This is a genomic window from Pseudohongiella sp. O18, assembly GCF_021729085.1.
GTDB lineage: Bacteria > Pseudomonadota > Gammaproteobacteria > Pseudomonadales > Pseudohongiellaceae > Pseudohongiella.
This window is the reverse complement of the sequence record NZ_JAJSAR010000001.1, coordinates 1,142,504-1,154,807: the sequence shown is the minus strand read 5'-3', so window position 1 is coordinate 1,154,807 and position 12,304 is coordinate 1,142,504. Positions and strand designations below refer to the sequence as shown.

Genomic DNA, 12,304 nt, shown 5'->3' with positions numbered 1-12,304 from the left:
GCCTAAACACCAACGAACCCCTCCTCAGCGCTCAGAGTGTGCAATTGCAGCGTGATACGGGCATTAGGCCAGGTAGTCTGAACAAAATGAAGTTCATCCCAGAAGAATCGCTCAGAGAACGCCTCAACGCTTCGCAAGTAACTGATAAGACTTAAATAATCGCCTTCCAGCTCGAGCCTCAGAACGTGCTTGAAAATTTGCAGGCGCTCAGCGTCATCCGTCTGCGAGGCACCGCCCTCGCCACTGCTCTCAGCCAGGTTGTCGCGCATCGGAATAGGCATCTGGTTTTCAACCCGAATCAATTCCAGACCCTCGCGGCTTTCCAGCATGGAAGTCAGCAATCGTGTCATGGATTGAGGCGTCACCAGATTGCCGGCCAGGGATTCGATTTGCTGCTGCAGCTGTTGCTGATTGGCCATGGCTCGTTCAATGCGCTGCCGCACAGCTTGATTGGGATCTTCGTTCCCCATAATAACTGCGGTCCGCTCGCGCTGCTGCATGGTCCCCAACCGGGCCTCAGTAGTCGCTAGCTGGCGGGCAACCTCATCACGAGCGAGGCTCAATGGATCAAACACAAAAATCGTATACAACCAGACCAGCATACCCAGACCGAGCACGGCAAGAATGGTCTTTTCTGCAGCTGGGCGTCGATCAAATGAGTCCCCCGCTGCTTTCAGGCGCCGTTTAAGACTCATTCACTGGCCTCCAGCGTAAACTCGTAGAGGGACTGCTGATTATCATCGCGTGAACTGATCAGGCGATTGAATCGTCGGGTGCTTATTGCACTGCTACCGCCACTAAGGCGTCCCACGTAGTCAGGCAACATAGCCGGTTCCTGGGCCACACCACGAATCATCACCTGGTCAGCGTTACCTACGATACGAAACTCCTGCAGCCACAGACCTGTGAACGAGGCACGCGACAGGTCTTTCAGATGCTGTGAATAACCGACAAGATTGCCCAGGGTCGTTCCCTGCATAAAATCGTAAAGCTCGCGAGCCTGCTGGACCCTCAGCTCGCGTGTATCCATTTCGCGGACCAGCGCCTGGTCGGTAGCACGCGCGGCCACTTCTGCTTCCAGCCGCTCAGTGCGAGCAGTCTGTTCCTGAAGCGCCAGCTCGACTTCTGTCAGTCGGTTCTCATAGCTGCGGGTCTGCCACCACTGGAACAGCGACACCAACAATGCCAGACCAAACAGCACTGACAGGAGCTGAACTGCTCTAACTGCAGTTACCAGATCACGCCTGGGCCGCAGCTCTGGCAGATAAAGATTGATCTGTTGGCTATTGCTGGCCACGTGTCAGGCGCTCCCCACGCTATCAGTTCTCAGTGCCGCGCCAATTGCCATCATGCAGGCACCCTTGGTTTCCGCAGTAATCTCCTGTGGCGCGTCCAGGTCATTGTAAAAATCCAGCATGCCCACTGGGGACGCCAGCGCATCAGCAAGCGAATTCATCATTGACTCAGTGTCTTTCTGACGCGGTGCAATCATGATTTGTGTAATAGGGCTTTGTCCCATCTGGCTCTCAAAATAGTCAAGAGAGCGTTGAATTTCCAATGCAAGCCGGTCCCTGACCATCTCCCAATCAACCTCGAGCAGCGCATCTGGCCCAACCGGCGTGTTGATTTTACGTGTCAGGTACAGCTCGCCATTCCTGGTCACATTCATCATGCTGCCACTAGCCTTGAGGGCGATAAATGCCAGCCCATTGCTATCGTCCGCGAATTGCGTGGTCACGTTGCGCATGGCCATTTCCGGGATATCGATACTACTCAACGACAGACCACTTCGCTCAACCACTTCAATAGCCTGCTCAAGCTTTGGACGATTGGCCGCGACTGCATAAACCATCTGCTTGCGCGCCTGAAAAGCATCGTCCGGCAATGGAAACACGTCGATCACCGCATCTTCAACCGGCATATCCAGCAGGTCCTTGATCTTCCAACGGACTGCCGCAGCCACTTCTGCAGACTCTACTTGAGGCATATCCACCAGGTAGACGCTGTAGTCGCCTGGCGCCAGCACCAGGTTGGTATCAGCCCCCGCGAGGCGTTGCTCATCGACTAGCTGGATAAGTCCGTCCCGCAGACTCCTTTGCGCCAGATCCTCGTGCAGGCAGTGCTCCAGAACTACTTCATCGCGTCGACGGCTTACATGCGCAAGCGAGATCCGCCGATCATTTATCGACAAACCCACCAGACCATCGACCCGATTCTTGCGCCCCAACCATTTCAGCACTAACACAACCTCAGAAGACCGCTTTTGAGCTAACTAGCTACTATGACGGCCAATTTAATAATATGTTGAATTATAAGCGTCAAACTACCAATTTCTATAGTAAAAAGCCCCCTTCAGGGGTATATTTGGGGACGTTTTAACGGCTCAGCGACAAGACATTGTTTCAAATCATCCTGTATCAACCTGAAATCCCTCCCAACACCGGCAATATCATTCGATTAATCGCAAATACCGGTGCGTCGCTACATCTGATCGAGCCACTCGGCTTTGACCTGGATGAAAAGAAAGTACGCCGTGCCGGCCTTGATTATCACGAACTGAGCCAGGTCACACGCTGGTCAGACTGGGCATCATTCGAGCAGCATTTTCAGGCTCATTATCCTGACAACCTGCTTTATGGTTTCACGACCAAGGGTAGCCGACACTACCATCAAGCTGCCTTCAACGCAGGAGATGGACTACTGTTCGGGCCCGAAACCCGCGGATTGCCGCCGGACCTGCTTGACGCACTACCTGCCAGTCAGAAACTGCGCCTGCCGATGCAGGCCAACAGCAGGAGCCTGAACCTGTCCAATACGGTGGCTATTGCTTTGTACGAAGCGCTTAGACAAAAAGACTTCCCAGATTTGTTGTAAATTTTCGCGGTTTCACGACAAAAGTCATGAAAACTCAAGAAATGATGGGAACATGCAGAATGAGGTGGATTTGCCTGCCGATCTCAAGATGATGACCGGCAGGCAGTTTCGTTGCCGATCAGCTAGCGGGCTGTTCGCCGCTCTGACCTTGCTGCTGCGCCTTGGACTGCGCATACACTGCATCAAAGTTAACAGGGGCCAGCATGACGGCCGGGAAGCTGCCGCGCGTTACCAGCGCATCAATGGTTTCTCGAGCGTATGGGAACAGGATGTTAGGGCATACTGTTGCCAGAACGCGCTCCAGATCTGCTTCTGCAAAGCCATTGCAGGTAAAAATACCGGCCTGCTGCACTTCCACCAGGAAGGCAATATTGTCGTCCTGCTTGGCTTCGATAGTCAGTTTCAAGACCACGTCGTAAACGCCGTCAGCGATCTTGCTGTTGCTGGTGTTCAGGTTGAAAGTGATCTTCGGAGCCCACTGGCTGCGGAATACTTCCGGCGTCTTGGGGGATTCGAATGATGAATCCTTCAGGTAAATGCGCTGCAGCGCGAACATTGGTCCCTGTTGACCTTCTTGACCAGCCTGCTGTGCTGATTGTGAAGCTGCCTGGCCGTTTCCATTCTGGTTGTTTTCGTTCTCTGCCATGATCTGACTATCTCTCTTGCTGTCTGTTTGTGAAGTACGCTGTTAGCGTAAATTAACTTGTAAAGTAGAGTTTCGTGCTACTTTTTCTGCACGACTGGCAGGTTTTGACCACGCCACTCTGCCATACCACCGCGAAGCCTGACGACCTGATCAAACCCTGCATTCGACAGGATCTTGCAACTGTCGGCGGAATGCTGCCCCAGCTTGCATACAACAATAATGGGACGGGATTTATACTTTTCAAGCTCAGCCAATCGCTCTGAAAGCTTGTTGGCGGGAATATGGATCGAATCGACGATGTGTCCTGCGTCAAATTCCTTTTTATCACGGATATCCAGCATCACACCATCTTTTCTGTTTACCAGCATGACAGCTTCCTGAGTGCCAACCGCGCGCGCATTGGTTTTACTGCGGTGGAACAGGAACGCCACCAACAGCGCCATCCACAATCCTGACAGCATCCAGTGATTGCCCACGAATTCGATAAACTGTGCCATGCCTTCAAGCCCGTTACTCTAATCTACCAAGCCGCGAAGTATACACGGGCCTTATGTCTATTGGTACTTTTGCCTCGGTTCCGCGATAATGGCGAAGTCAACGACCTGCTACAGACTAGAGACCACAAGGACTACAGCAATGACCAACACTACCAGTCGCCCCGCCACCCTGCTGCTTATTCTGGATGGCTGGGGTCATCGGGAGGAAACTGACTCCAACGCCATCGCTGCCGCCAACACCCCTGTCTGGGACTCACTGTGGCAGCACTGCCCTCACACCCTTATCAAGACCTCAGGAATAGACGTTGGTTTGCCCGGCGGCCAGATGGGCAACTCCGAAGTTGGGCACATGAACCTGGGTGCCGGACGGGTGGTGTATCAAAGCCTGACCATGATCGACAAGGACATCGCTGACGGAGGCTTTTACGACAACAAGGCACTGTGCGCTGCCGCCCAGAAAGCCGCCGATTCAGACCGCGCCCTGCACATCATGGGGCTGCTGTCGCCGGGCGGCATCCACTCCCACGAAGACCACATCCTGGCCATGATCAGACTGGCCGATAAGAAAGGCGTCAAGCGCATCTATCTCCACGCCTTCCTTGATGGGCGTGACATGCCGCCACGTAGCGCCCTGACATCCATCCAAAAGGCGGATGCAGCCCTGCGCCAAAAGGGCCTGGGCCGCATCGTGTCTGTTGTCGGCCGTTATTTCGCCATGGACCGGGACAAGCGCTGGGACCGTATGATGACCGCCTACAACCTCATCACGGCAGGCCTGGGCCAATTCGTTGCTCCCACTGCCGAACAGGCACTGGCCGATGCCTACGCGCGGGATGAAGACGATGAGTTCGTGCAGGCCACTGCCATCGCTGCCGAGGGAGAAAGCCCGGTAGCAATTGCCGATGGTGACGCAGTGGTGTTCATGAACTTCCGTGCAGACCGGGCCCGTCAGCTGGCGCATGCCCTGGTCAATCCGGACTTTGACGGTTTCGTGCGCAAAGCTCAGCCCACACTCGGCGCCTTTGTCATGCTCACCGAATATGCCGCCGATCTTAACGAATACGCGGCCTGTGCCTATCCCCCGCAGCAGTTGACCAACAGTCTGGGTGAATACCTGGCAAACCAGAATCGCAGCCAGCTGCGCATTGCCGAAACCGAGAAATATGCGCATGTCACTTTCTTTTTCAGCGGCGGGCGCGAGAAGCCCTTCGACGGCGAAGAGCGTATTCTGATCCCTTCGCCGGACGTGGCCACCTATGACCTGAAGCCTGAAATGAGCGCACCAGAGGTGACCGACAAGCTGGTGGAAGCCATTAGCAACAAACAATTCGACGCCATCGTCTGCAACTATGCCAACGGCGACATGGTGGGTCACACGGGCGATTTTGACGCCGCGGTAAAAGCTGTGGAAACACTTGATGAATGCCTGGGCCGCCTGGTAGAAGCGATTCGCGCCACCGACGGACAAATGCTGATTACTGCGGACCATGGCAATGTCGAGCAGATGCTGGATCCAGAGTCAGGCCAGGCACTGACCTCACATACCTCTGGCCCTGTGCCTCTTGTCTATGTGGGTCCGCGCGAGTGGCGCTTCACACAGGAGGGTGCGCTGTCCGACATCGCGCCTACCATGCTCAAGCTGATGGATCTGGATGTTCCGCCAGAAATGACTGGCCACGTGCTGATGGCACCCTGAATCTGGACTGAATTCATGGCAATCGAGTGGGACGCGACAGCGGATCGGCCTGCTGGCTCGGGCTGGCAGCAGCGACCTCTGCGGCTTCCTGACTGTGTTGCCGTTGCAGTCTTTGTGGCCGGGTTGTTTTTGGCAACACAGGCGAGCGCCCAGGACGACAATCAGACCCGGCTGAATGAGCTGGACAATGCCATTTCGGCCATTGAACAGTGGGTGTCGGAGACCCGGCAGCAACGTTCCGCCGAAGAGCTTGAACTGGATCGTCTTGGCGCTGAGGCAAGAGACCTGTCACAACTGATCGCGCAGAACGAGCAGCAGCTCGCCAATCTGGATAACCAGTTGCGTACCCTGGAATCTCAGCGCCGCGAGTTGTTGCAGCGCAGCGACGCTCAGCGCCAGCAGATTGCCGAGGCATTGCGCGCCACCTACAAAGCAGGCAGCGACAGCCAGCTAAAACTTCTACTGAACCAGCAGGACCCTGCAACCACCCAGCGTATGCTGGTATATTTTGAGCACATAAACCAGGATCGACTGGAGCAGATCAGGCAGTGGCGCGAAACCCTTTCACAGATTGATTCCAACTCGGATGAACTGAGCACTGCTCAGGTGGCCATCGCTCAACAGTCGGAACTGTTAAATGCCCGGCAGAGTGCCCTGGCAGAGGCACAGCAGCAACGGCGGGAAATCATCGCCAGCCTGGATGTACAACTGGCTGAACGTGGCGATGAGCTCAGTCAACTAAAGCAGGATCGCCAGGAGCTGCAGGAGCTGATCGACGAGATCAATCGCATCGTCGAAGACATCCCGGCACCTGAAGATCTCATGCCATTCGCAGACTCGCGCGGCAGCATGCCCTGGCCCCTACGGGGTGAGTTGCTGGCGCGCTATGGAGATCGCTACAGTGATGGCAACCTTCAGCGCCAGGGCATCATCATTGCTGCGGAAGCAGGTTCTGCGGTTCGCGCCATTCACCCCGGACGTGTTGTGTTTGCCGACTGGCTGCGCGGATCAGGTAATCTGATTGTCGTCGACCACGGCAATGCCTATCTCAGCCTTTACGCGCATCAGCAGTCATTAAACAAACAAAGCGGAGACTGGGTAAACCGCGGAGAACCGGTCGGAACCGCCGGAACGGATGCGGGCATGGGCATGCCTGGCCTGTATTTCGAGATCCGCCGCAACAGTCAGACACTAAATCCGGTCGAATGGCTTGAAACAGTGCGCTAAACTGCTGAGCACTACGAGGAGAGTTCATGAACACACTACATTCCCATGATGCGTCGGCAACTGTCACAGACAGGCGTGCCGCAAGATCTGTTACGCGCTCAGCCGGCTCCGTGCTCGGTGCACTGCTGGGATTGATACTCACCACAGCATCTGTATCCACGTCTGCGCAGCCTGTCATGGATAACCCGGAGGCCGGGCAGCCGACCGCTGACACAAGACCGTTGCCGATCAACGAAGTACGTATGTTTGCCGAGGCGCTGGAGGCCATTCGCAGCGCCTATGTGCAGGACATCGATGACCAGACTCTGATCGAGTACGCCATACGCGGCATGCTGGCTGGCCTCGACCCGCACTCCGCCTACCTGAATGCCAATGATTACGACTCACTGCAGGAAAGCACCGAAGGTCAGTTTGGTGGCCTGGGTATTGAGGTTGGCGAAGAAGATGGATACATCAAGGTGATCACGCCTCTGGACGGCTCACCGGCTGATCGGGCCGGCGTTATGGCCGGAGACCTGATCGTCGAGATCGACGGCCGTCCATTGCGTGAAATGATCGTCAACGACGCCATTGAAATGCTGCGCGGCGAGCCAGGTACGACCATCGACCTGACGCTGATGCGCAATGACGAGTCAGAACCGATTGACCTGACCCTGACACGCGAGGTGATTTCGGTAGAGAGTGTTCGACATCGGATGCTCGAACCGGGTTATGCCTACCTGCGTATCGCCCAGTTCCGCGTCAATACCGGCGAGGAAGTGGTGAAAGCACTGGAGACCCTGATTGAAAACAATGGTGGCCCATTGAACGGCATGGTACTGGATCTTCGCAACAACCCGGGTGGCGTTCTGGAAGCTTCAGTGGCAGTCGCCGATGCGTTCCTGACTGATGGGCAGATCGTTTACACCGAAGGACGCATGAACGAATCAAATGAAACCTATCAGGCTACTGCCAGCGACCCCAGTCAGGGTGTACCTCTGGTAGTGCTGATCAACACCGGTTCCGCCTCGGCAGCCGAAATTGTGGCGGGCGCGCTGCAGGATCAGGGGCGTGCCGTGATCATGGGCACCCGCAGTTTCGGAAAGGGCTCTGTTCAGTCTGTGCTGCCAATCAACAATGAGCGTGCACTCAAGCTGACAACATCGCTGTATTTCACACCCAGTGGCCGTTCCATTCAGGCCTTTGGTATCGAACCGGATATCAGCGTTGATGAGGCATTGGTCACACGCAGCCTGGAACGCCGCGGCATCTATTCGGAGCGCGACCTGGAGGGACACCTGCCTGGCGTCAATGAAAACAGTGACCCGGAACCATCCGGCCCGCGCCCGGTGACATCGTCCGAGCAGATTGTGGTCAGCGACTATCAGCTGAATGAGGCGCTCACACTGCTGAAAGGTTGGCACATCATGCAGCGATCACGCCGATGAGCCCATCACCTGGCACGACCCGGCTGCGCGCGCTGCTTGCTCGCGCAGCGCCCTATGCAAACAAGCATGTTCTTATCGCCATCACTCTTCTGGGCCTTTTGATTCTGGTTCTGGAGCCCTCCGCACCAGCCAATCAGGAAACTTCGACGGCAAATCCTGCCCTTCAGGTTGCAGAACTGCAAACAGCTGCAGTGACGGAGGTGTCTGGTGTCACTCAAGATGACACGCCGCTTTCTGGCACCGAGACTGGTGAAGCATTATCTGAGGCACAGATTGCTGAACCCAAGGAAATTGCTGAACCCAGGGAACCAGCGGCCAGCCCGGCACTCGATGGAGCGGTTCCGCGCCTCGCCATTATTCTGGATGATATCGGCAACAATCTGGAGCTTGGACTACAGGCAGTGAACTTGCCCGGCCCTGTCACGCTGGCCATTCTTCCATTCACCCCACATGCACACGGACTTGCCGAAGCGGGACACCAGGCAGGCAAGGAAATCATGCTGCATGCCCCAATGAGTAATCTTGCCGGTAGCGACCCGGGACCTGGCGCACTGACTGCCCAACAGGACCAGACATCATTGATAGCGGCACTTCGCAGTGCGATTGCTGACATCCCGCACCTCAAGGGCATTAATAATCATACCGGCAGCGAACTGACTGCTGTCACTCAATCGATGCAGTGGGTGATGGAAGAACTGAAATTGCACGATCTGTATTTTGTTGACAGCATGACCAGCGCCCAGAGCGTGGCAGCCACCGTGGCAAAATCGAACGGTATTCCGGTGCTTAAGCGCCATGTCTTTCTGGATAATGTTGCCGAGGAGTCGGCGATCGATGCGCAAATGCAGCGTGCTTTAGGCATTGCTGAGCAAAGCGGATTAGCCGTTGCCATCGGCCACCCCTACCCCGCAACTCTCGCCTATCTTGAAGAGAGGCTGCCGCAGCTTCAGGCGTTAGGCAGTGTGCAGCTGGTGCTGGTGTCCACGCTGCTGGACAGCAGCAGACTATAGACGCATCTCAATGCCATGCTCGGCCATGTATTGTTTGGCCTGCGGGATTGTGTATTCACCAAAGTGGAAGATACTGGCAGCCAATACCGCGTCAGCGCCACCTTCCAGCACACCATCTACCAGATGCTGCAGCTCACCCACACCACCTGATGCGATGACAGGCACATCAACCGCGTCACTGACCGCACGATTCAGGGCCAGGTCGAATCCGATTTTTGTGCCATCACGATCCATACTGGTCAAAAGAATTTCTCCTGCCCCGTAAGATACCATGCGCTTGACCCACTCAATGGCATCCAGGCCGGTTGGTTTGCGTCCACCATGCGTGAATATTTCCCAGCGGTCAGGCTCACCGGCCTCGCTTACTTTCTTGGCATCCACCGCAACCACAATGCACTGAGACCCGAATCGCGCTGCAGCCTCGCGTACAAACTCCGGGTTTACCACAGCGGCGGTATTGATCGACACCTTGTCGGCGCCGGCATTGAGCATGGTTCTGATATCTTCCAGAGTTCGGATGCCACCGCCAACTGTCAGCGGAATGAACACCTGACCAGCTATCGCCTCTACAGTCTGAACGGTTGTTTCGCGCCCTTCACTGGAGGCTGTTATATCAAGAAACGTGATTTCATCGGCACCTGCATCGCTGTAACGTCGCGATATTTCGACCGGGTCACCTGCATCACGGATGTCTTCGAATTTTACGCCTTTGACAACCCGTCCCTTGTCGCAGTCCAGGCAGGGGATGATTCGTTTTGCTAGTGCCATGCGCCTTTAATTCCTAATAGTCATCCTGAATGATTACGCCAGAGTTCAGTGGCTGTCGCAATATGCCTGCGCTGCCGCCAGGTCCAACGCACCCTCATAGATTGCACGTCCGGTAATGGCACCCATAATACCGCCACCTGAAGGCGTTTTGGCGACAGAAACCAGCTCGGCAATATCTTCCATACGACTGACACCGCCCGACGCAATCACCGGGACGCGCGTCGCGCTTGCCAGCCTTACAGTGGCTTCGACGTTAACGCCCTGCATCATGCCGTCGCGAGCGATATCTGTATAGATGATCGCTTCAACACCATCATCAGCAAACTGTTGTGCCAGGTCTACTACATTGGTGGTTGATACTTCCGCCCAGCCATCCGTTGCAACCCAGCCATCTTTGGCGTCCAGACCCACAATTACCCGACCAGGGAATTCGCGGCAGGCCTGCGTCACAAACACAGGTTCTTTGACAGCCTGTGTACCGATGATCACGTATTGGACACCAACACCCAGATAGTATTCGATGGTTTTCAGATCACGGATACCGCCGCCGATCTGCAAGGGCAGGTCAGGGTAGGCTTTGGCGATCGCCTCAACGATGGCTCCATTGACCGGCTCACCAGCAAACGCGCCATTCAGATCGACCAGATGCAATCGTCTGGCACCCTGTTCCTTCCAGTGCTGAGCTGTCTGGACCGGGTTGTCGGAGAAAACAGTTGAATCTTCCATACGTCCCTGGCGCAGGCGAACGCACTGGCCGTCTTTCAAGTCAATCGCGGGTATCACCAGCATGAGTCAAAACCTTGCAAAAAATTGTCTTCTTTTGGGAAAATCAAACACCTGCAGTTAGCCGCCGGTCAGGCGCGACCATCCCAGGCCAGAAAATTACGCAGCAGCTGCAGGCCGCTGTGCTGGCTTTTTTCAGGGTGAAACTGAACGGCAAACAGAGAGCCTTTGCTCAACGCGGATGCAAATGTATGCCCATAATCTGTGGTCGCTGCACACAGTGACGCATCCGTTGGTGCCACAAAGTAGCTGTGAACAAAATAGAAGCGGCTGTTGTCTTCGATGCCCTGCCATAGTGGGTGGGCCTGCCTCTGCTGTACCTGGTTCCAGCCCATGTGCGGCACTTTGAGACGTTTGCCGTCAACATCAAGCAAAACGCCATTGCCAGTCTCGCCGCCAAAGCGTTTAACCGTACCTGGCAGCAATCCCAGACACTCGACGTGCCCGTTTTCTTCGCTGCTTTCCATCAAGGCCTGCATGCCAACACAGATGGCCAGTACGGGTTTGCTGGCTGCCAGAGCCTGACTGACGATAGCATCAACGCCAAGTCTGCGGATCTCGGCCATGCAATCACGTATGGCGCCGACGCCAGGAAAAATGATTCGGTCGGCTGCCAGAATGCGCGATGCATCGCTGGTAATTTCTACCCGGACATCGTCGCCCAGGCTTTCCATGGCTTTCGATACGGAATGCAGGTTGCCCATTCCGTAGTCGATAACAGCTACATTATTCATACGCGTGTCGACCGGTCGTTCAATGGCTTACAGACAACCCTTGGTGGAGGGCACAACGTTGGCACTGCGTGGATCAATTTCCATGGCCATGCGCAGCGCACGTCCAAAGGCCTTGAATACGGTTTCAATCTGGTGATGAGTATTGTGCCCGCGCAGATTGTCGACATGCAGGGTTACCAGCGCATGATTGACGAATCCCTGGAAGAACTCGTGGAACAGGTCCACATCAAAACCACCCACAGAGGCGCGGGTGAACGGCACGTGGAATTCCAGACCAGGGCGGCCGGAAAAGTCGATGACAACCCGCGACAGGGCTTCATCCAGTGGCACATAGGCATGTCCGTAGCGGCGAATGCCCTTACGATCCAGCGCCTTGTTGAATGCCATACCAAGCGTGATGCCCAGGTCCTCGACGGTGTGGTGGGCATCAATTTCCAGATCACCATTGGCGACAATATCCATGTCGATCAGGCCGTGACGGGCAATCTGATCCAGCATGTGATCCAGAAACGGCAAGCCTGTCTGGCACTTCAATACGCCACTGCCATCCAGGTTAACTGAAACCTTGATCTGCGTTTCTTTGGTATTGCGCTCGACTGCTGCCTGACGGCCCTGCTCTGACGATGTAGACATCAACCTATC

Annotated in this window: 14 protein-coding genes; 5 read left to right on the top strand and 9 right to left on the bottom strand. The window is 55.5% G+C overall.

Annotated elements, in window-relative coordinates:
* Window positions 1-2 precede the first annotated feature (2 nt).
* Genes LVD14_RS05120 through LVD14_RS05110 form a run of 3 tightly spaced genes read right to left on the bottom strand, consistent with a single transcriptional unit; the run spans window position 3 to window position 2,239 of the window.
* Entirely contained in the window at window positions 3-695 is a 693-nt protein-coding gene (locus LVD14_RS05120) for a hypothetical protein (RefSeq protein ID WP_237132955.1), read from the bottom strand.
* The gene (locus LVD14_RS15535) at window positions 692-1,297 is read right to left on the bottom strand and encodes a PilN domain-containing protein (RefSeq protein ID WP_237132954.1); all 606 of its coding nucleotides are present in this window, start codon (window positions 1,295-1,297) and stop codon (window positions 692-694) included. Before LVD14_RS15535 ends, LVD14_RS05120 begins: the two co-directional genes overlap by 4 nt.
* 3 nt (window positions 1,298-1,300) lie before the next feature.
* Entirely contained in the window at window positions 1,301-2,239 is a 939-nt protein-coding gene (locus tag LVD14_RS05110; protein WP_237132953.1) for a hypothetical protein, read from the bottom strand.
* Between the two features lie 158 nt (window positions 2,240-2,397).
* On the opposite strand from LVD14_RS05110, the gene LVD14_RS05105 reads away from it, so the two are divergent.
* The gene (locus LVD14_RS05105; protein WP_237132952.1) at window positions 2,398-2,874 is read left to right on the top strand and encodes a tRNA (cytidine(34)-2'-O)-methyltransferase; all 477 of its coding nucleotides are present in this window, start codon (window positions 2,398-2,400) and stop codon (window positions 2,872-2,874) included.
* Between the two features lie 118 nt (window positions 2,875-2,992).
* Here the strand turns inward: LVD14_RS05105 and secB are convergent, their stop codons facing one another.
* Both secB and LVD14_RS05095 read right to left on the bottom strand, forming a co-directional pair.
* Entirely contained in the window at window positions 2,993-3,520 is a 528-nt protein-coding gene (secB, locus tag LVD14_RS05100; protein WP_237132951.1) for a protein-export chaperone SecB, read from the bottom strand.
* A 77-nt stretch (window positions 3,521-3,597) separates the two neighbouring features.
* Window positions 3,598-4,017 (bottom strand): rhodanese-like domain-containing protein, encoded by a 420-nt coding sequence (locus LVD14_RS05095; RefSeq protein WP_237132950.1) that lies wholly within the window; start codon window positions 4,015-4,017, stop codon window positions 3,598-3,600.
* A gap of 139 nt (window positions 4,018-4,156) precedes the next feature.
* Between LVD14_RS05095 and gpmI the strand changes: the two genes are divergently transcribed.
* Genes gpmI through LVD14_RS05075 form a run of 4 tightly spaced genes read left to right on the top strand, consistent with a single transcriptional unit; the run spans window position 4,157 to window position 9,377 of the window.
* Window positions 4,157-5,713, top strand: a complete 1,557-nt coding sequence (gene gpmI / locus LVD14_RS05090) for a 2,3-bisphosphoglycerate-independent phosphoglycerate mutase (RefSeq protein ID WP_237132949.1) — start codon at window positions 4,157-4,159, stop codon at window positions 5,711-5,713.
* A gap of 15 nt (window positions 5,714-5,728) precedes the next feature.
* Complete coding sequence (locus LVD14_RS05085; protein WP_237132948.1) at window positions 5,729-6,940, top strand: murein hydrolase activator EnvC family protein; 1,212 nt, start codon at window positions 5,729-5,731, stop codon at window positions 6,938-6,940.
* Between the two features lie 26 nt (window positions 6,941-6,966).
* Window positions 6,967-8,367, top strand: a complete 1,401-nt coding sequence (locus LVD14_RS05080) for a S41 family peptidase (RefSeq protein ID WP_272907164.1) — start codon at window positions 6,967-6,969, stop codon at window positions 8,365-8,367.
* On the top strand, window positions 8,364-9,377 hold the full coding sequence (locus LVD14_RS05075; RefSeq protein ID WP_237132947.1) for a divergent polysaccharide deacetylase family protein: 1,014 nt from the start codon (window positions 8,364-8,366) through the stop codon (window positions 9,375-9,377). Before LVD14_RS05080 ends, LVD14_RS05075 begins: the two co-directional genes overlap by 4 nt.
* Here LVD14_RS05075 and hisF read toward each other — a convergent pair.
* From hisF to hisB, 4 genes are all read right to left on the bottom strand, one after another.
* A complete protein-coding gene (gene hisF, locus LVD14_RS05070) occupies window positions 9,372-10,145 on the bottom strand; it encodes an imidazole glycerol phosphate synthase subunit HisF (protein ID WP_237132946.1) in 774 nt (257 codons plus the stop codon). The genes LVD14_RS05075 and hisF overlap by 6 nt on opposite strands.
* A 45-nt stretch (window positions 10,146-10,190) precedes the next feature.
* On the bottom strand, window positions 10,191-10,934 hold the full coding sequence (gene hisA / locus LVD14_RS05065; RefSeq protein ID WP_237132945.1) for a 1-(5-phosphoribosyl)-5-[(5-phosphoribosylamino)methylideneamino]imidazole-4-carboxamide isomerase: 744 nt from the start codon (window positions 10,932-10,934) through the stop codon (window positions 10,191-10,193).
* A gap of 65 nt (window positions 10,935-10,999) precedes the next feature.
* Window positions 11,000-11,662 (bottom strand): imidazole glycerol phosphate synthase subunit HisH, encoded by a 663-nt coding sequence (gene hisH, locus LVD14_RS05060; RefSeq protein ID WP_237132944.1) that lies wholly within the window; start codon window positions 11,660-11,662, stop codon window positions 11,000-11,002.
* Window positions 11,663-11,689: 27 nt separating this feature from the next.
* A complete protein-coding gene (hisB, locus tag LVD14_RS05055; RefSeq protein WP_237132943.1) occupies window positions 11,690-12,295 on the bottom strand; it encodes an imidazoleglycerol-phosphate dehydratase HisB in 606 nt (201 codons plus the stop codon).
* Between the last annotated feature and the right edge of the window lie 9 nt (window positions 12,296-12,304).

Coding starts and splice junctions, on each gene's coding strand:
- LVD14_RS05095 (WP_237132950.1), bottom strand. CDS start 4,017: ATGGCACAGTTTATCGAATTCGTGGGCAATCACTGGATGCTGTCAGGA.
- LVD14_RS05085 (WP_237132948.1), top strand. CDS start 5,729: ATGGCAATCGAGTGGGACGCGACAGCGGATCGGCCTGCTGGCTCGGGC.
- hisF (WP_237132946.1), bottom strand. CDS start 10,145: ATGGCACTAGCAAAACGAATCATCCCCTGCCTGGACTGCGACAAGGGA.
- LVD14_RS05075 (WP_237132947.1), top strand. CDS start 8,364: ATGAGCCCATCACCTGGCACGACCCGGCTGCGCGCGCTGCTTGCTCGC.
- hisH (WP_237132944.1), bottom strand. CDS start 11,662: ATGAATAATGTAGCTGTTATCGACTACGGAATGGGCAACCTGCATTCC.
- LVD14_RS05120 (WP_237132955.1), bottom strand. CDS start 695: ATGAGTCTTAAACGGCGCCTGAAAGCAGCGGGGGACTCATTTGATCGA.
- hisA (WP_237132945.1), bottom strand. CDS start 10,934: ATGCTGGTGATACCCGCGATTGACTTGAAAGACGGCCAGTGCGTTCGC.
- LVD14_RS05080 (WP_272907164.1), top strand. CDS start 6,967: ATGAACACACTACATTCCCATGATGCGTCGGCAACTGTCACAGACAGG.
- gpmI (WP_237132949.1), top strand. CDS start 4,157: ATGACCAACACTACCAGTCGCCCCGCCACCCTGCTGCTTATTCTGGAT.
- hisB (WP_237132943.1), bottom strand. CDS start 12,295: ATGTCTACATCGTCAGAGCAGGGCCGTCAGGCAGCAGTCGAGCGCAAT.
- secB (WP_237132951.1), bottom strand. CDS start 3,520: ATGGCAGAGAACGAAAACAACCAGAATGGAAACGGCCAGGCAGCTTCA.